Raw genomic sequence first — 17,637 nt, forward strand, 5'->3', positions numbered from 1 at the left:
GCATGCTCCCGGAACAGGTTCCGGCGTAACGCGCATAAAGGATGAGGCTGGCCATACGCCAGCGGATAGATGCTATGAAAGGGACGCGATAACGCGGAGCCCTACAATTCCCACATCGCATCGGTTCGCGTTAAAGGAGGGCATCATGCGAAATTCCGCTTACGCAGCTGGCAGAGAGGAACTCATACTGGCGGTATCACTTGAGCTTGCCACGGCGAGCTGGAAGATAGCGTGCCACGACGGTCGCCGTGACAAACCCGCGGTGCACACCCTCACCGATCCGCAGGCCGGGGCGCGCCTGCAGGCCGCACTGGATCTGATCGAGCGCCAGAAGCAGCAATGGTCGCTGCGCGCCGGCGTGCGCACCGTTGTCTGCTACGAAGCCGGACAGGACGCATTCTGGATCTGTCGTGCACTGCAGGCGCATGGCATTGAATGTTACGTCATCGATGCCGCCAGCATTCCGGTCGTACGCCACAGGCGGCGCGCGAAAACGGACCGGCTGGATGCCATCAAGCTCGTGCTCAACCTGCGCGCGTGGCTGCACGGCGAGCGCGACCGCATGCACGTCGTTCACGTACCCTCAGTACAGGACGAGGCGCTGCGTCACCTGACCCGCGATCGCGCAGAGCTCCAGAAGGAGGTCCTGCAGCACCGCAACCGGATCGGAAAGCTGTTGCGCACGCTCGGCTGCTGGGACGACCTCAAACATGGGTTCGCCAGCCGGCTTGCCCGGGGGGAGGTCAGGTGCTACGACGGTTCCCCACTGTCCCCCGAAATGCACGACCGGCTCCTGCGCGAATGCGAACGGGTCGCCCTCGCCAGGCAGCAGCTCGCTGCCCTGGAGAAGGCGCGTCACCAAGCCCTTCCCGCCACGGTGCGCGAAAGAATCGATCACCTCACACGCCTGAAGGGAGTGGGCCAGATTGGAGCGTCCCGGCTGGTGCTTGAACTCTTCTGGCGGCAGTTCGACAACCGCCGTCAGGTCGGTTCTTGTACCGGTCTCGTTCCGCAGCCGTACGACAGTGGCGACAGTCACACCGATCAGGGCATCAGCAAACAAGGCAACCGTCGCGTACGGTCACTGCTGGTCGAGATGGCCTGGTACTGGCTGCGCTACCAGCCTGGCAGTCCGCTTGCGCAGTGGTTCCGCCATCGCACTGAGGGCACCGGCGCCAACCGCCGCGCGCGACGCATCGCGATCGTCGCGGTGGCACGGCGGCTGGTGATCCTCCTGTGGCGCTACCTCGAGCACGGTGTGATCCCCCAGGGAGTACAGATGAAGCCGTCCACATAGCCAGACACACGTCGATAGCCGCAACCCTCACTAACGGTCATACTGGCTGACCATCAGGGTCATGAAGCGGAAGTACCCGTTCACCACCGTGGTTGTTCATGCAACCGATGCTGATAGATGGGGTACCTCCCCGGAACGCTTTCCGGCGCACTGCGCATACTGCATCAGGCTGGCTCCACGCCAGCGGATAGAAGAAGGTCGGGACGCCATGTCCCACGCGCGCGACAACCGGCTTCACGTTTGCCCAGGCAGTGCCAGGGAGGTGCGCAGAATCGGACGTGTCATGGCAAGCACGGCTACACGAATGCCGCCTGCATGGTGGCAGGCGCAATAACCCACGCGCCCGCCACCCCGTACCAGCGTATCGCGCTTCGCAGCGTCAAGGGGGCCGCTGACGCCAGGCTTCGCCTGCCCTTGACGCTTGCTACGCGCTTTCCTGACAAGGGACCTCGTAAACTTGATGACGTCTCAGGAGGGATCTGTGCAAACCGGGCCTTGACAATTACTTACCCTTCATAGAAGTCTCAGGAGGGATCTGTGCAAACCGGGCCTTGACAATTACTTACCCTTCATAGAAGAAGTTGGTGAGACGTTGCTGTCTTACGCGCGCGATAAGCGGCTTCAGGCTAACGACGTTGACCGGACTGTAGCCATGGTTGAAGTTGAGGGCGGTGGGAATCCGCCGGACTATGCCGCGAAAATGCGACTTGTATGGCGGCGAGCGCCATCACTCGCGCTTGCCGCCATACGCCAGCATGTCACCACTTTGCAGCGAGGAGAAAGAGACTTGACCCATCCTTTGTAAGCCAGTTCGCAAATGGCCTTGACAACTTTCTGCTCATAGAAGCCATCAACCGACGCGCGAACGCGAACGTCGCATGCGCGGTTTTCGCCACCCGAAACGCACACAGGAATTTCTCTCGTGCTTCGGGCCGATCCGGCAACACTTTGCGCTCAAGCGGCACCTGCTGCACGCTTCACTTTATCGCAAAGAGATTGCTGCCCGGTTCGTCTCCTGGCGTGAATTCGCCGAACTCGCCCAAAATCCGTCCTACGCTTTCTGAGATTGCTCTTCCTGCCGTTCTTATGACCCAGCCTCGACAAGTTGACAATGCCCATTGAGCATCTCATTGGCATAGCAGAAATGAATTGACATCAATCCGTCCGGATCAGCCTGATGAAACTAGGCACCGTAACCGGCACGCGAAGCGCCAATGCGCACATGAGTTTGTATCCAATCGTGCCTGCAGCGGACGCGACATCGTCAATCTTCACCTGCTCACCCAGAGCTCGAATTTTCGAGCCAATTCCCACAGACGGGCAGGGCGTCAGTTCCACGGTTACATATGCATAGAGACGCGGGGCACGAGTTGATTCACGCGTGAGTTGCTCGGATGCCGATGACGCTGATTTCGGACGCCGATCTCGCGTACGGGTGCCTGAGTACGCTCGTGGTGCGCACGGGTTCATTCGGGGATGTCAGAAACCAACCCCGACACCGACGCCTACGCCCCCGCCGAAGCTGCCGCCTCCCACGCCCACACCGATGCTGGTGCTAGGCGCGTAGTAGCCGGGACCATATCCATACCCCGGATAGCCGTACGGCTGGGCGATGACACACCCCGCGATGCCAGCCCCTAGAGCCAATATGCAGAAAAGCCTGACCATGGTTGTCTCCCATGCATAAATCGATCAACGCAACATTCGGTCCCTGAGTCGGGCGGATCATCTGCCCCGTGGTCGGAAGGATATTCTTGCGAATGCCGTCTACATAACTAAAGCATAGCGAATGCGCGTGTTTTTCCCTATGCATCCGCAGATGGGCGTGGGCATCGGCGGTGGTCGTTGTTCCGTTGTCGGCCGATGGTGTTGAAAAACTCGGTGTGGACGTGGAGCGCAGCACTTCTCAGTTTGTGGTGCGGCGCGGTTGATCCTGGAGCATCCAGATGACGAGGACTTTCGCTCCTCTTTTCACTTTAGACCGCCATCGCAGTCATCGCTGCGTCGCGCGGAGCGAGCCTCCGGACCATTCGTCCAAAGTTTCTGGGCTGTTGCTGCCAACAGGAATTCGTCCTGCGCACACAGGCTTGATCAATCATGCACTCGCCAAGCGGTTAGCGCAACGCGACAGCCCCAGTCCTGCCTGATAATCTCCAGTCATGTCGCATACGCCCTACCAGTGAAGGGCTTTGTCACGTTAAATCGCTGACGGCGCAAAAGTGCAGCTCGCGCGAGACTGCTCAGAAAGCAGACGGAGTTTGGGCCAACCCAGCAAAGCGATGCCACATGGCAAAGCGTTCGCCAAGTTGTTTGCGCTTGAGCGACATATGCTGCGCGCTTCGCTCTATAACGGAAGGCTCGAATGACGGGATTGATCGAGTCGATGTCGGCGAATTCGGTTCGCCTTTGATCGCCTACCGCCTTTTCATGTATTTCCCCAGCACAAAGCCCGCCAGTAAGCCGGTCCCAAGAAGGACACTTCCTACCCACCACGTCGCCGGTAGCGGCATTGCGTCGGATTGGCACTTCGCGGCAACGACAGCGGCGATTTCGCGCGCAGTGATTTGCGTCATGTTCGAGATCTCGTTGATCCCATAGACGCAGATCTCGCCAGTCGGGAGCGCGCAGAACCGCTCAGCAGGGCATTGCGTCAGGATCTTCTGGGCGGCTCCCTCACCGCACACCGCACCCGCACCTTTCAGCACCCGGAGCGTCACGTCTGGATACTGATATGACTTTCCATGTCAATCGCGATGTTGATTTTTTTTGCTTGATTTTTCGCTTTTTCATAGGCGCGAGAATTCCCTGAGGGCGGCGTAGCAGTAAGGTCGACGGTGGATCACACTGATATCCGCGGATTGGCTACCGCATTACAGAGGTCCGCCTCATGAGCCTGCCGCTGTCTTGGGCCGCAAATTGGTGATGCCCGTTGCGAAATATCTTCGCGGGTTACTCGAGTGCCGGGCTACGCCGCCTTCAGGAAACTCCTCCACTTGTTGTCTTGCGTTGAGTGGCGGGCGGCTTACGCGGTCTGTGCGCTGCGTGACGTGGCAAGCGACATCGCCAGGCGGCTGATGTCCCAGATGAAGCCCGCTAGTTCACGGGCGACGGCGACCGTCGCGATATTGACGTGTTTGCCGCGCACTGCCAGCTTCCGGTATCGCCGGCACAACCGGACCTGCGCGTCCCAGGCGCGATCGATAATGGCCTTCGGAATACCTTCGTGCCGACGCTGGATGTCGCGGCTCACGCGCGCAGGATGCCGGTAGCTCCAGGCCGCCTCGACCAGCAGCTTTCTGGCGTAGCTGTTGCCGGTCTTGGTGATGCTACCCCGACGTCGCTTGTCGCCCGAGGAATGTTCCGACGGCGTCACCCCCAGCCATGCCATCAGTTGACGTGGATGTTCGAAGCGTGACAGGTCGCCCAGTTCCGACAGTATCCCGACGGCCGTGACGAACTGCACGCCCCGCATCGCCTGCAGTCCCAGCAGGGCTGGATAAAACCGCCAGTTGACGACTGCCTCGCGTAGCGCTGCTTCGAGGCGATCACACTGCGCGAGTCGGTCCTCGATCGTGCGCCGGTGTTCGTCAAACGCCAGTTGCCGCCACGGGTGCCCGAATGAATATGCGCTGAGCCAGCGCCGATGGGCGGCGCCCCAGTTCGCGTTCCCGGTATAGTGCACGCCATGCGAGAGCAGGAACGACTTCAGCCGCTGCCGCGCCTGCTTCAGATCGTCTCTGGCACCGGCCCATGCCCGCGCCAGATCCCGGAATGCCTCATCCTCGACGCCCGGGACATAGACCGCTGACAGGTCACCGGCGCGCAGCGCTCGCACCAGTTTGATCGCATCGCGCCGATCCGTCTTCACGCGCTCGCCGGGCTTCTTCGGAATCAGCGATGGTGCACACACGATGCAGTCGAATCCCTTCTGGACGAGCTGCCGGTAAAGCCCATAACCACACGGACCCGCTTCGTAGACGATGCGTACGTGTCGCCCTTTTGACTGCAGGCGCCTGCACAGGCGGTCGATATCTGCCTTCGTCGTACCGATCTTGCCAAGCAGTTCCACCTCGCCCATGCCGATCGCGTAGGCGACCGTGATCGAATCCTTGTGAACATCCAGACCGACGTACACCGTGCTATCGTTTTCCATGCTGGCCTCCGTGCCGGAAATCGCCGGGTGTGGCGCTGTCCACACCGTGCGGCTCTGGCAGCAATGCTAACCCGCGTCTGATTCGTCACGGCTGGCCAGCCCCTGCCTCACGGAAAGTCATACTGCCTTGGTAATTTGTTCAGGCATCGAATCGGCTCCCTTAACCATTGCGTGATATAGGCATCGGCTCATTCACGGGCGGCACCAGACGCCCGCGGAACCTGAATTGAGCACTTCCGCTTCAGCGTGACGGTGGGCGAGAGATCCCGTCAGCCAGAATATCCGTCGCCAGTCTCGATTGAAAAACGTTATCGGTCCGCATCCACGCACGCATTGAGCCTTGAATTCTCGCGGCTGACAGCTAGGCTGAAACCATCGAGCGGCGACACGACGCTTTTACTGTGACCGTGACCGTGGGCGGGCGAGCGGAAATCCGCGCATCGCACGCGTCGACACACACCGAACCGCCCAGCTGCAACCGGTCCAGCTTCGAGTCGATCACGACGTGTGCGGAGGAAGTCGTATGCGGACTGCGAGCGTGTCCGACCTGACTGCGGCGTTGCAACGCCATGTGAACATCCTTGCTGGAGACATTGGCGAGCGCAACGTGCTCCGCCCCGCTGCGCTGCACGCTGCTGCCGACTATATCGAACGGCAATGGGCGATACGTGGCTGTGCGGTGACGCGCCAAAAGTATCTGGTACGGGGCGTCCAGTGCGCGAACGTCGAGGCGGCGCTGCCAAGCTGTCTTGAGCCTGACGAAATCATCGTACTGGGTGCGCATTACGACACGGTGCCCGGCAGTCCGGGGGCCGACGACAACGCCAGCGGCGTCGCGGCGCTGCTCGAGACGATGTTCCTGCTTCAGGCGTTTGCGCCCCAGTACTCCATACGCTGTGTCGCGTTCGTGAATGAGGAGGCGCCGTTCTTCTTCCGCCGCGACATGGGAAGCCTGCGATATGCGAGGGCGGCACGTCTGCGCGGGGATCGCATTCGCCTGATGCTGTCGCATCGAGATGCTGGACTACTACCGGGACGAGCCAGGCACCCAGGCGTATCCGCCGCTGCTGCGATGCTTCTATCCGTCAAGCGGTAATTTCATCGGCTTCGTTTCCAACCTTCGCTCGGCGCAGCGACTGAGATGGCTAACCAACGCGTTTCAGGCCTCGTCGGATTTTCCGCTGCAACGCGCGGCGTTGCCGTGGTGGGTGCCGGGCGTCGCGCTGAGCGATCACTCAACTTTTTGGCGCGAAGGCTTTCCGGCTGTGATGGTCACGGACACCGCGTACCTGCGCAACCCACACTACCATACCGCGCACGACGTCCCCGCGACGCTCGACTATGGCCGCATGGCTGCCGTGACGCTCGGGCTCGCAGCGAGCGTCGCGTCGCTCACGCCCGCCGGACCCGGCATGCGGTGAGTCCAATCCTGCTCGGGAGCACGCGGGCCCGTTGGAAACCACGCCGAATCAAACCGGATCATGCCGGATCAAGGATAGGCAGCCGCCGCAGCAAGATAGAGCAAGACCGCTATCACGACCACTGCGGTAAAGCCCAGATGAATTGCCAGTACCGTCGCCAGAACCGCAGCCATCACGGAAGTGCACGCGTTGACGCCCCAGGCCCACGGCACGAGCATTTCGGCGCCGGCAGCAACGCGGCTGAGCCCCAGCGGAAAGGGCATCCCCATCGCAAACGCGAGCGGCGCGACGAGCAGCACGGCGATCACGATCCTGGCCGGATCGGATAGCGGGATCAGCAACGGGAACAGAGCGGGGAGCACAAGCAGGTAGAAGGACGAGATGGCGGAGATCGCACCGATGGCCGTCGCCGCGACCGACCAGCGATTCGTGTTCTTGCACGGCTGCGGCGCGTAGCCGGCCAGGAGCGCCTCGCGGCCCTGCAGGTGTTGCGTGTACCGGCTTCCAAGTCCCGCGAACGAAAGGAACGCGCATAGCACGACGGCGACAGCGTAGAGCGGGTGACTCAGGAGCAGGATGAACTTCTGGATGAACGCGATTTCGATGAACATGAAGGCGAAGCCGATCGCGACGAAATATATCGCGACCCTACATCCGGAAATCGCCGCCACCGAAGCAGCGGCGTTACCGCGGGAGGTAGCCTTTAAGAGCGGCGAACCATGCGCCGTGCGCTGGCGGCGCGTCATTACCCAGAGAGGAAAGAGGATCAATGCCATGGCCGTCAACGTGGCCTGAAGCAGCGTCGCGATCAGTACCGGATAGCCCCATTCCAGCAAGGGCAGGCCACCTCGCCCCTTCAACGCGAGAAACTCAGGCAGCGACCGCCATTTGAAGAAGTGAAAGAAGTACGGCTTGTCGTCCGTGGCGGGGCGGACGTCGAACTTGTAGCGTGCCCAGAACGTGTCTCGCCCGGGGCTCAGCAGAGCGCGCGCGGCTTCGAAGAAGTAGGGTCTTTCAAGCACATTGTAGCGATTCGCTTCGTCGGCCTGCATCCCCGGGTAGTATCCGACGTCGAACGAACGGGCGCGGCAGAAGGTGCCCAGCGCGGCGATGTCCGCGTCATCGAACTCGCCGTTCTTGACCAGCAGCGTCGCGGTATTCCAGCCGCGGATCAGCACGAGCCGACGAAACGGTTGCGTCACGCCGGTGCTCTCCATCGCCAGGACACCCGTCGCAAACAGCTTCAGGACGTCGCGCGGGGGCAGCGTGACCCAGCGCGTGATCGCCAGCATGCCACCCGGGTTGAGATGGCGCAGATAGTCCTGAAACGCCTGCACGGTGTACAGGTAACTCTCGGAAAGTGCGTAAAGGCCGGCCGAGGAGGCGCTGAACGAATCCAGCAAAGCGACCTGGATGAGATCGTAGCGCTCGCTGCTCGCGGCGACGAAACCCCGCGCTTCGCCGATCATCATGCGAACGTTGGATGCGCTGTAAGGCTTGCCGGAAAAATCGGCGAAGCGGCGCTGCACCGCGTCGACTATCTGCGGATTCAGTTCTACCGCGTCGATTGCGCTCGCTTCGTGGTACAGCGCCTGCAATACGTCGACTCCAGCGCCGCTGCCAAGCACGAGGACTTTGGGCCGCCGCAGCAAATGATAAGGAAGCGCGGAGGTCAGATAGTCAAGGTAACCGAGCGGTTCCCGCCGTCCGTCATAGCGATTGAGCGCGGACAGTCCGTCGCCGTCGGTAAACACGCCGAGTTGCGGCGGCGGCTCCATCGTCGCGTTGAGGCTCAGCCCGGGCGCATGCCGGAAAGGAATCAAGGGGCTCTCCACCACCGTGACGAGACCCAGCGGGCTCGAGCTTTCGGCGACCACGTGCGCGTCCTTGATGCGCAGGGCCTGGCTCAATTCCTTGTACTCCGACGGCCGCAATGCGAGCCAGTCGCGCGGCAGGCCGACGGCCAACACGGTCGCGGCGCCGAGCAACAGGGCCGGCAACCACGGCCGGTGCCAGCGGCATTCGACACATGCCAGCGCCGCTGCCGCAATGCCCGCAGCACCCAGTAACCGTAGCGCATCCAGTGGCCGGAGCGCGAATAGCACGCCAATGATTGCGATGCTGCCCAAGCCCGCCCCGCCGATGTCGAAACTGTAAATGCGGGGAATCTGATCGTTGAACCGCGTGAACGTGAGACAGACGCTGGTCGCGGCGCAAAAGAAAGGAACGAAGAGGAGCAGATAGATCAGGAGCAGGCGCAAAGGTTCGCGCGGATCCCACAGAATCTCCAGCGGGTTGAACGCGACACGCTGAGCGAAAGCGAACGAGGCAACCGAAAGAACGCCGAACAGAAATGCGCTGCCGACGAACACGGCTGCGAACCGGGGCGCGAGCCAGCGTTGCGCCAGCGCAACCATCGCGCCGGCTGCTCCGTAACCCAGCAGGGCGACGCTGATCATCATGTACGCGAAGTGATGCCATTGAATGATCGAAAAGAGTCGCATCAACAGGAGCTCGTAAGCAAGCACTGCGGCCGAGAGCAGGGAGAGGGCGAACAACGGCGCGGCGGGCATGATTGCGTGTACCTGAAGGGGGTGGAGGACGGGGACGCTTAGCCCATGCTGATGGGGGGGCGCGTTGTCCCTTTGCGTCGCCTGATTCCCGCGCAGAATCAGTGCCCGACGAGCGGCACGAAGCTGACGGGCAGAATCTGTCGGGTGGAGACGGTCCCGTCGTTCGCCTTCGTGATCAGCAGCAGATACTGTGTCAGAAACGGCGCGCCTACCGGAATGACAATCCTGCCGCCCGGCTTCAACTGCCGCACGAGAGCAGGAGGGACATGGCTCGCGGCGGCCGTGACGATGATGGCGTCGTAGGGTGCGTGGGCTTCCCACCCGTAATAGCCGTCTCCCACCGTGGTGTTCACCCGCTTGTACGCGAGCCGCTGCAGGCGCTCCTGTGCCACCTTGCCCAAAGGCTCGATGATTTCGATCGTATATACTACTCGCGCGAGTGTCGAGAGGATCGCCGCCTGGTACCCGGAGCCGGTGCCGACCTCCAGCACGACATCAGTGGGCTTGATCATCATCAGGTCGGTCATCAGCGCGACAATGTACGGCTGCGAAATGGTCTGGCCATAGCCGATGGGAAGCGGCCGGTTCTCGTAGGCGTCGCGCTCCTCGCCAGGCCGGACGAACTGGTGGCGGGGCACTTGGTCCATCGCGTCGAGCACGCGCGGATCGATGGCGGGTCTGCCGGTTGCGGCGAAGGTTTCGGCCGTGAGATCCGCGATGTCGTTGATCATTTTCGCACGAAGGGGCGCAAAATCGTCGGCCGCGTGAATGCCGCAAGACATCCACACCAGAGCAATCGCTGGAATCAGGGTGCGCAGCCAGCGCAGCATGACTGGTTTCACCGTGCCGCCCCTGTTGCCTGACGTGCTGCAATTCTACGCCCGCGCACGCGCGGTCGGACAGGGCGCGCCCGGCCCGCCGCGTGTCAGGCGCAGCCCCCGAGCTCGTCGCCCAATGGCGGCGGCATGCGCTGATACAGCTGACTGACGTCTGAATGAGGATGCCCGGCTCGGGCCACTTCACCGCATGGAAGTGGCTACCAGCGCGCGTCGCATTAACCGTCGCATTAACGATGCAATGGCCTTGATTCCGGAATGCGCGAGCGCATCGCTTCACAACGAAAAACCTCGACACCCGTGAGTGCCGGAGTGTAGCGCTTGCCGCGTGTCAGACATCATCGCTGCGAGCTCTGCGCAACTTCCGACGTCAAGAAAGACCCGCCGGTCTAACAGAAGAGATCTGTTGTAACACTCAAAGCGCCGAACGACTATTGGACCTCGCATGGGATTCGCCCAATGGCGAGCAAACAGGAAACCGAATGGCCGGAGAGCCGTTGAGAGCGGTCTTTGATCTCTCGCAACCGCATACGTCCGTTCCGGGTCGATCAGGGACGCTCGGGACGCACGCCCTGAGCGCTTGGCGTACGAAAAAATCCCTTGATTGACGGCACCCCTGATGGCACATGGCGTGATCCTCCGAGATTCGGCCCGCTGGTTCAGCATGAACGATTCGTGCGCGAATTTAGCGGTGCAACGAAGGCACGTGTGAATACCGAAAGAAGACTGGCAAGCCTTTCGGCGCTTTCCGTGGATTGTTTATAGTCGACACGCCAGCACGCAGCCTGTTTATGATGAATTGAGCCAGTTGCGGATGCCGACGCTGCTGCTGATCGGGCAGAAGGACACCAACGCGATCGGCAAGGACGCTGCGCCGCCGGAAGTGCGTGCGAAGCTCGGCCATTATCCGGGGTTCGGCAAGGCGGCCGCGAAAGCGATTCCGCATGCAACCCTCGTCGAATTCGCGGGGTTGGGGCACGCGCCGCAGATGCAGGACCCGCAAGCGTTTTATCAGGCGCTGCTGGATGGGATCGCGGCGGTGCCGGCGAATCGGTGAGCGTTCAAAAGGCTTTCTGTCCCGCCCCCGTACTCCGACGTCGTTCACCGCTAGGCGAAACTTCTTGGCGGCTACTTTATGGTTCTTCGCGGATTTCAAGGGGGACGCTCGCGGACAGGCTGTAGTCCTTCGGCCACCTGCGGTCATCCATCGGCCGTAGACGCCGGACATTCGATGGGCTGTAGCGGTCTCGATAACGGACATTCCTGGTGAGTGCGGATCGCATAGGAACGCGCGTCCACATCTGAGAACAGCCTGTTTGAGCCGCCTCATGCGCCGTTCGCGACCGCCTGCACGTCGCGCGCATACTGCGTGGGCGGCCGACCGACGTGCCGCGTGAAAGCGACGCTGAAGGTGCTGGCTGAACTGTAGCCGACGCGCTGCGCAATCTCGGCGATGCGGCCTTCATGACGACGCAGCAGGTCCTTCGCGAGTGCCATGCGCCAGGCGAGCAAATATTCCATCGGCGCGATGCCGACCGTGCGACTGAAGCGCTCGAAAAAGGCCGAGCGCGAGAGTGCGGCCTCCTTCGCGAGTTCAGCAACGGTCCAGGCGCGTGTTGGATGTTCGTGCATCCCGCGGATCGCGGCCACGAGGCGGCCATCGGAAAGTCCGCGCACCAGGCCCGGCGACGCATTAGTCTGTGCCGCGGACCGCAGCGCTTCGATGAGCAGCACTTCCAGCAGTCGTGCGAGCACGACCTCGCGCGCGGGCCGCTGCTCCCGTGTTTCCTCTCGCACCAGTTGCACGAGCGTGGCCAGCCGTTGTTCGCCGCGCACATGCACGAGTTGCGGGAGCAGCGAGACCAGCAGCGATGCATCCGGTGAGCCGAAACTGCAGTGGCCGGCCACCATGCGCGCGTCGATGGGGCGATCGGGGTCGCCGATTCTGAATTCGCCGTCGCCCAGCGCGGCGGGCGGCCGCGTCTCGACGCCCGGCGACGGCGGCTCCAGGCTCGACATCGCTACGCCGTAAGCCGCGGGAATCAGGACAAAGTCGCCTGACAGGAGTTCGATGGCCTCATGTCCGTCGATCGCGATGCGGCAGCCGCCCTCGAGAATCACGCAATAGAACGGCTGGCCGGCGACCGAGCGGCTAATGTGCCAGGGACTCGCGCCGTGGACGAGCTTGGAGAACCGGGCGCCCGGCTGCAGCAGCGTCACGACTTCGGCCAACGGGTCAATCATTGCCGGACTCCTGCAAATGAAATTCGGATGATCGATTGTAGCAAGTACGGCCTTGGCGATTTATCGTACGGACACACGCCCTACAGGAGTCCCCATGAAAACCGTACTGATCACCGGCTGCTCTTCCGGATTCGGCCTCGAGATCGCCCGTTACTTCCTCGCGCGCGACTGGCACGTCATCGCCACAATGCGCGTGCCGCGCGCGGATGTACTGCCGCCCGCCGACGGTCTGCGCGTGCTTGCGCTCGACATCACGGACCCGGACAGCATTCGCGCGACTGTCGAGGCCGCAGGGCCGATCGACGTCCTCGTCAACAACGCGGGGTTCGGCGCGGCGTCCCCGGCCGAGCTAACCCCGATCGCCACGGTACGCGAAATTTTTGAAACCAACGCCTTCGGCACGATCGCATTGACGCAAGCGGTGCTGCCCCAATTCCGCCAGCGCAGGGCTGGTGTGATCGTGAACGTCACGTCGAGCGTGACGCTGAAGGCCCTGCCCCTGATTGCCGCATACCGCGCGAGCAAGGCGGCGGTGAATGCATTCAGCGGACGGGTAACACGAGAGGCCAATATGCGCCAGACCAAACACCCACCACCGGATGTCATCAAGTGAATATCGGGTTGTAACTTCAAAGTGGCCGTCGGAGCGGCACCGCGTCGAGCGGCGGTAGTGGGTCGACTTGAGCCGGTCGCCGTCGCCGGCATCGTCCGTTCGACAGCCCGGCCTGACTGGGTCCAGGTTACACGGTCGCAGGGACATGGCTATAAAGATTCTCTTCTTATCTCAATGGCTGTATTTCGCCCGCCAAGTCGCCTTATGCAAATCAAGCCGCTGCAATGGATCTGACAGCGCGAGTTGACGATTTTATTTCCAATCCGAACGAAATAAAAACGTCTAATTCGCCTCAGGATCAAAGGTGTCACTTCGCATCGCGCGGCTTGAAATATGTCGCAATGCACTGTTTTGTCAAGAAATTCCTTTGCAACAAGGCCGCTTGTCAAAAAGCTGAAGGAAGTCTTCCCAGAAAATTGCATGGGCTCGTAACCGATGCACCTGGGAAAGTACAACACATTGAAGATCGCCTATTCAGACTGCGTAGTTGGCGCTGCACCGTCCGGCACATCATTTCCCTTCGCGCGCATGCATTCCAGGTACGCGAGATAGTATCTTTGCTGCGCATTCAGTTGTGCCCGTGACACGTTGGCATCGCTCTGAGCGCGGGGGTCCACGCCGCGCGCCAGCTGCTCTCTCGCATACTGTTTGCACTGCGCATCGTCCCGCAGAAAGACGGTGAATGGCTTGTCGCGCCCCGGCTTCACAGCTACCGCCGGCCCAATTGGCTGCGACACGCATCCGGTGACAACCCCGGAAATCGTTACGGCAATCTGGACTCGGCAGAGAATACTCACGGCGTCCGTCCTTATCCGAAGCTCAAAAAGCATCTGTAGCCCAGTACACGCAATAGTGATAGCAGGACCATCACCATTGCAAGTCCCCTGGCTGCCATATCCGGGGCCCTGCCAGCCGATATTGACCCATCACCGCGTTGCGGGCTCTTTCCGGCAAGTTGCTGACGTTCAGCCGCATCGAGCGGTGGACATTCAAGTGGCCGATCCATTTAGACAGCGGCCGTTCGCAGAACGGCTTATTGCAACGCGCGCTTTCATTGCCACATGCTTCGCGCGACGCAGTGGCTTCACCTGGTTTTCTGGCGCTTGCGTTAGCGTGCGATGCCGCCGACCGTATCTCTTCCTCAAGCGATTCTCAGCGCCTGCAATATCGGAAGATGTACTTCAGCGAAGCGATTCGCTTTCGCAATCAGATCGCCGCTGGTGTTCGGCGGGCTAACGGAAACGCCCTCCATGGCGTGAACTGGCGCGGGACTCGTGCGCAAAGCGTCAAGGCGGCCCTGGACGCGCAGAGCGCAAGCACGCGATAACGCTGCACGGCACTTTAATGCGCGATGCCACCGCTGCCCCTTGCGCGCAGCGGTGGTAGTCGCGCCGTGGGAGGGTTTCATGAGAACCTTGCAACACTGGCGCTTGCGTCCAGCGGTCCTGTCGCACCTCGTCCTCCTCGTTTTATCCGCAGTTGCAGGCGTTCTGCTGCACCCGGTTACGCCCGCTGCCGCGGAAGAAGGAGTCGATGGCCTGCCACTGACGCATGTCGCCGACATCCCGTTGCCGGGTCGGGCCACCCGGCTCGACTACGAAAGCTACGACGCCGCTCGCCATCTGCTGTTCATCGCTCACCTCGGCGACGGGGAAGTGATCGTCTTCGATGTGGGTGCGTCGCGCGTGATCGCACGCATCGCTGATGTCTCATCCGTTCACGGCGTGCTCGCCATTCCCGAACGTTCACGCGTGTTTGCTTCAGCGACAGGAACGGACGAAATCGTCGCCATCGACGAAGCGACGCTAAAAATAGTCGCGCGCATGCCAGGGGGGCACTACCCGGACGGGATGGCTTACGCGCCAGAGGTGCATAAGCTCTACGTATCAGACGAGACCGGTAACACGGAGACCGTCATTGACGTCCGAACCAATCGGCGTATCGCGACCATTCCACTCGGCGGTGAGGTTGGCAATACGCAATACGATCCGCGATCGCATCACATCTTCGTCAACGTTCAGAGCCGCAACGAACTCATCGAAATTGACCCGACCGTCGACAGGATCGTTGCCCGTTTTGGGCTTCCGGGAGCCAAACACAATCATGGGCTGCTGATTGATTCGCAGGATCGGCTCGCCTTTATCGCTTGCCAGGGAAACGATAAACTGCTCGTTTTCGATCTGGGTGCACGGCGAATTATCCGGTCGTTCGACATTGGCAGCGACCCCGACGTGCTCGCGTTCGATCCGGCACCTGGCACACTGTATGTGGCGGGCGAAGCTGGCATCGTTTCGATGTTCAGCGTCAGAGGCGCGAATATCAGGAAGATCGGTGAGGGCCGTCTCGGGCCAAATGCGCATGTCGTCGTTATCGATCAGGCTACACACCATTCGTTTTTCGCGCTGAAAGACGTCGGCGGAAGTCCGGTGCTTCGTATCATGTCATCGCAATGACGCTACCACCTTTGGTCGGCGCAAGCTCCGCGGCGCCAGCGTTGCCAGTCGTCCTCCTGTATCGCAAAGGACCCAAGGTGGCGCCACGTGGTCACGAAGCGGACACACTTCGGGAACTCGCGCGACAGATCGCGGAGCTGAAAGGCACGCAGCTTGCGGGCGAATTCGATGAAGCATGCGCCTATCCGGCGCATCGTTATCTCGTTCCCGACGACACGCTCACCGTTGCGCTCGCGCACAAGCTCGGCGTGCGGTCCGTACGCGATCTGTATGGCGGCGTCGTGCCGTTTCCCTTTGTGGCGACGAAGCTCATTGCGCACGGCCTGCCCGACGGTGCAAAAGCTTCACCCCCTGGCTGGTCCCATGCGTTCAGTTCGCATACCGCGTCACTCGTGTTGCCGGGCTACTCGGCATTTTCACGCGAGGATGCGTGCAACGCCGCGCGCATCCTGTGGGAAGGCGGCCGCGTGCGCGTCAAGCGGCCCTATGGAATCGGCGGCGCTGGACAGGCGCTCGTTGAGAACCTCGACCAACTGGAGGCGGAACTCGATGCGCTCGGCGACGAGGCGTTGCGAGCAGAAGGCATCGTCATCGAGCGGCATCTGGATGGGATTGAAACATTCAGCGTCGGCCAGATCGAGATCGACGACATGAAAGCGAGCTACTATGGCGTGCAGCACCTGACCGTCAACAATCGCGGCCACCATGTTTATGGCGGCACGGATCTGGTTGTGGTGCGAGGCGGCTTCGATGCGCTTGTGCGGCTCGAGCTTCCGGAAAACATACGGGAAACCATCGCGAAGGCGCGCGCGTTCGATGCCGCTGTGCACAACGACTACGCCGGGTTCTTTGCATCGAGGCGAAACTACGACGTGGCGCGCGGTTTCGATGAAGCGGGCGTCCTTCATTGCGGCGTGCTTGAGCAGTCCTGGCGCGTCGGTGGCGCAACGGGTGCCGAGATCGGCGCACTGCGCACGTTCAGAGCCGAACCGGACGCGCATCTCGTGTACGCGTCGACACGCGAGATCTATGGAAAAAATGTACGGTTACCCGCTGGGGCGTGTGTGGTCTACCGTGGTGTCGATGCGCACGCTGGTAAAATCACGAAGTATTACACGCCAGGCAGGGAACCCCGCAAAGGAGCGTCGATTGATGACAGCTGACCGTTACGAACTGCAGATCAAGGTCGAACACGGCCATCTCGACGGCACCATGCTTGTGCCGAAAGCGACCGTGCCCGGCGTACTTTTCGTGCACGGATGGGGCGGCAACCAGGGACAGTATCTCGAACGCGCGAGGCAGGCGGCGGCCATGGGCTGCGTATGCCTGACGTTCGACCTCACAGGGCATGCGCGTACGCAGAGCGAACAGCAGACAGTGACGCGCGAGACGAACCTGAACGACCTGATTGCCGCGTATGACTCGCTGGTTGCACATCCGTTGATCGACCGCAATTCGATCGCGGTGATCGGCAGCAGTTATGGCGGCTATCTCGCGGCCATCCTGACGGAGTTGCGCCCCGTGCGGTGGCTCGGTCTGCGCGTGCCCGCGTTGTATCTCGACGACGGCTGGACCACGCCGAAACGCGCGTTGCATGTCGAGCACGATCTTGTGGAGTACCGCAAGCGCATCGTGCCGGCGACGGAAAACCGGGCGTTGCGTGCCGCCGCGAGCTTCAATGGCGACGTGCTGCTGGTCGAATCGGAACACGATGAGATTGTTCCGCACACGGTCATCGCCAGCTATCTGCAGGCATTCCTGCGCGCGCATTCGCTGACGTATCGCATCATCGAGGGCGCGGATCACGGCCTCTCTGACGACGGCAGCCAGCGCGCGTACACGGCGCTGGTTGTGAACTGGCTAGGCGAGATGGTCGCGGGCTTGCGCGCCGGCAGCAGCGGCGCGGCGCCGGATCGCACAAGAACCTAGGCGCGAATTCGTTGCCGCGAGCGGCGACGCGTCATGGTTGCGGCCTCCGTTCGAGGCACTCTGTCACGCTTTTTGGGAAGCGTAGAACGTATTAAATGTGTCTCTATCGCGTAATTAA

Annotated in this window: 12 protein-coding genes and 4 pseudogenes; 10 read left to right on the forward strand and 6 right to left on the reverse strand. The window is 61.5% G+C overall.

Features of this window, described 5'->3' with window-relative positions; translation table 11 throughout:
* The first annotated feature begins 145 nt into the window (after positions 1 to 145).
* Positions 146 to 1,297, forward strand: coding sequence for an IS110 family transposase (locus OKW43_RS37840; protein ID WP_187639712.1), 1,152 nt, complete (start codon positions 146 to 148; stop codon positions 1,295 to 1,297).
* Positions 1,298 to 2,133: 836 nt separating this feature from the next.
* Positions 2,134 to 2,361: pseudogene (locus OKW43_RS37845) on the forward strand (IS6 family transposase); the annotation flags it as partial.
* Between the two features lie 91 nt (positions 2,362 to 2,452).
* On the opposite strand, the pseudogene OKW43_RS37850 reads toward OKW43_RS37845, so the two are convergent.
* Both OKW43_RS37850 and OKW43_RS37855 read right to left on the reverse strand, forming a co-directional pair.
* Positions 2,453 to 2,664, reverse strand: a pseudogene (locus tag OKW43_RS37850) (alanine racemase C-terminal domain-containing protein); the annotation flags it as partial.
* Between the two features lie 1,655 nt (positions 2,665 to 4,319).
* Entirely contained in the window at positions 4,320 to 5,450 is a 1,131-nt protein-coding gene (locus OKW43_RS37855) for an IS110 family transposase (protein ID WP_429448269.1), read from the reverse strand.
* A 538-nt stretch (positions 5,451 to 5,988) separates the two neighbouring features.
* Here OKW43_RS37855 and OKW43_RS37860 point away from each other — a divergent pair.
* Together OKW43_RS37860 and OKW43_RS37865 are read left to right on the forward strand one after the other, a co-directional pair.
* A complete protein-coding gene (locus OKW43_RS37860; RefSeq protein WP_429453691.1) occupies positions 5,989 to 6,546 on the forward strand; it encodes a M28 family peptidase in 558 nt (185 codons plus the stop codon).
* Positions 6,467 to 6,871, forward strand: a complete 405-nt coding sequence (locus OKW43_RS37865) for a M28 family peptidase (RefSeq protein ID WP_429453693.1) — start codon at positions 6,467 to 6,469, stop codon at positions 6,869 to 6,871. The genes OKW43_RS37860 and OKW43_RS37865 overlap by 80 nt, the downstream gene beginning before the upstream one ends.
* Before the next feature lie 68 nt (positions 6,872 to 6,939).
* Here OKW43_RS37865 and OKW43_RS37870 read toward each other — a convergent pair whose 3' ends face one another.
* Positions 6,940 to 9,444 (reverse strand): SAM-dependent methyltransferase, encoded by a 2,505-nt coding sequence (locus OKW43_RS37870; RefSeq protein ID WP_187639538.1) that lies wholly within the window; start codon positions 9,442 to 9,444, stop codon positions 6,940 to 6,942.
* A 98-nt stretch (positions 9,445 to 9,542) separates the two neighbouring features.
* On the reverse strand, positions 9,543 to 10,274 hold the full coding sequence (locus tag OKW43_RS37875) for a protein-L-isoaspartate(D-aspartate) O-methyltransferase (protein ID WP_187639537.1): 732 nt from the start codon (positions 10,272 to 10,274) through the stop codon (positions 9,543 to 9,545).
* A gap of 784 nt (positions 10,275 to 11,058) precedes the next feature.
* On the opposite strand from OKW43_RS37875, the pseudogene OKW43_RS37880 reads away from it, so the two are divergent.
* A pseudogene (locus tag OKW43_RS37880) lies at positions 11,059 to 11,337 on the forward strand (alpha/beta fold hydrolase); the annotation flags it as partial.
* Between the two features lie 269 nt (positions 11,338 to 11,606).
* Here OKW43_RS37880 and OKW43_RS37885 read toward each other — a convergent pair.
* Complete coding sequence (locus OKW43_RS37885; RefSeq protein WP_429453696.1) at positions 11,607 to 12,524, reverse strand: AraC family transcriptional regulator; 918 nt, start codon at positions 12,522 to 12,524, stop codon at positions 11,607 to 11,609.
* Positions 12,525 to 12,618: 94 nt separating this feature from the next.
* Here OKW43_RS37885 and OKW43_RS37890 point away from each other — a divergent pair.
* A pseudogene (locus tag OKW43_RS37890) lies at positions 12,619 to 13,089 on the forward strand (SDR family NAD(P)-dependent oxidoreductase); the annotation flags it as partial.
* Positions 13,090 to 13,607: 518 nt separating this feature from the next.
* Here the strand turns inward: OKW43_RS37890 and OKW43_RS37895 are convergent.
* A complete protein-coding gene (locus tag OKW43_RS37895) occupies positions 13,608 to 13,934 on the reverse strand; it encodes a hypothetical protein (RefSeq protein WP_187639494.1) in 327 nt (108 codons plus the stop codon).
* 137 nt (positions 13,935 to 14,071) lie between these two features.
* Between OKW43_RS37895 and OKW43_RS37900 the strand changes: the two genes are divergently transcribed.
* From OKW43_RS37900 to OKW43_RS37915, 4 genes are all read left to right on the forward strand, one after another.
* Complete coding sequence (locus OKW43_RS37900; protein WP_187639495.1) at positions 14,072 to 14,464, forward strand: hypothetical protein; 393 nt, start codon at positions 14,072 to 14,074, stop codon at positions 14,462 to 14,464.
* A gap of 79 nt (positions 14,465 to 14,543) precedes the next feature.
* Complete coding sequence (locus OKW43_RS37905; RefSeq protein WP_187639496.1) at positions 14,544 to 15,590, forward strand: YncE family protein; 1,047 nt, start codon at positions 14,544 to 14,546, stop codon at positions 15,588 to 15,590.
* Positions 15,587 to 16,753, forward strand: coding sequence for a DUF3182 family protein (locus OKW43_RS37910; protein ID WP_187639497.1), 1,167 nt, complete (start codon positions 15,587 to 15,589; stop codon positions 16,751 to 16,753). The genes OKW43_RS37905 and OKW43_RS37910 overlap by 4 nt, the downstream gene beginning before the upstream one ends.
* On the forward strand, positions 16,743 to 17,519 hold the full coding sequence (locus OKW43_RS37915; protein WP_187639498.1) for an alpha/beta hydrolase family protein: 777 nt from the start codon (positions 16,743 to 16,745) through the stop codon (positions 17,517 to 17,519). Before OKW43_RS37910 ends, OKW43_RS37915 begins: the two co-directional genes overlap by 11 nt.
* The last annotated feature ends 118 nt before the right edge of the window (positions 17,520 to 17,637 follow it).

This window comes from Paraburkholderia sp. WC7.3g (genome assembly GCF_050436345.1).
GTDB lineage: Bacteria > Pseudomonadota > Gammaproteobacteria > Burkholderiales > Burkholderiaceae > Paraburkholderia > Paraburkholderia podalyriae.